This is a genomic window from Mycobacterium simulans, from assembly GCF_900232995.1.
Classification (GTDB): Bacteria; Actinomycetota; Actinomycetes; order Mycobacteriales; family Mycobacteriaceae; genus Mycobacterium; species Mycobacterium simulans.
The window spans coordinates 1-939 of sequence record NZ_OCVX01000092.1; the positions used below are offsets into that span (position 1 = coordinate 1).

Consider the following 939-nt stretch of genomic DNA (forward strand, 5'->3'; position numbering starts at 1 on the left):
TCAACGCCGCTTTGAGCGGCGCCCCAGCCTTCCAAGCGGCGCTGACCGCACTGATCAACGCCAGCCAAAACTTCGCCGCGAGCTTCAGCGCGGCGCTGCCCGGCCTGGCCGCCCAACTCAATGCCGCGCTCTCGGGCGCCTTCGGGGCCACCCTGCCCGCCCTCAGCGCGGCCCTCAACGCCACCCTCAACGCCATCCTGTCCGGCAGCCTGCCCGCCTTCCAAGCCAGCCTGACCGGATTGAACGCCGCGTTCCAGGCCGCCCTCAACGCCGCTTTGAGCGGCGCCCCAGCCCTGCAAGCGGCGCTGACCGCGCTGATCAACGCCAGCCAAAACCTGGCCGCCAGCTTCAGCGCGGCGCTGCCCAACATCGCCGCTCAGTTGTCGGCCAGTTTGGGCATTAGCCTGCCCGCCCTGAGCGCGGCCCTCAGCGCGACCATCAACGCCGTCCTGTCCGGCAACTTGCCGGCCATACAGATCAGCCTGAGCGGATTGAATGCGGCGTTCCAGGCCGCCCTCAACGCCGCTTTAAGCGGCGCCCCAGCCCTGCAAGCGGCGCTAACCGCACTGATCAACGCCAGCCAAAACCTCGCCGCCAGCTTCAGCGCGGCCCTGCCCGGCCTGGCCGCCCAACTCAATGCCGCACTCTCGGGCGCCTTCGGGGCCACCCTGCCCGCCCTCAGCGCCGCCTTCAACGCCACCCTCAACGCCATCCTGTCCGGCAGCCTGCCCGCCTTCCAAGCCAGCCTGACCGGATTGAACGCCGCCTTCCAGGCCGCCCTCAACGCCGCCCTCAGCGGCGCCCCAGCCTTCCAAGCGGCACTAACCGCACTGATCAACGCCAGCCAAAACCTCGCCGCCAGCTTCAGCGCGGCGCTGCCCAACATCGCCGCTCAGTTGTCGGCCAGTTTGGGCATTAGCCTGCCCGCCCTGAGCGCGG

At 69.8% G+C, this 939-nt stretch carries 1 protein-coding gene; it reads left to right on the plus strand.

Going from position 1 to position 939, the window contains the following annotated elements:
- On the plus strand, positions 1 to 939 hold a 939-nt coding region (locus tag MSIMFI_RS29155; RefSeq protein ID WP_191500064.1), incomplete at both ends, for a hypothetical protein.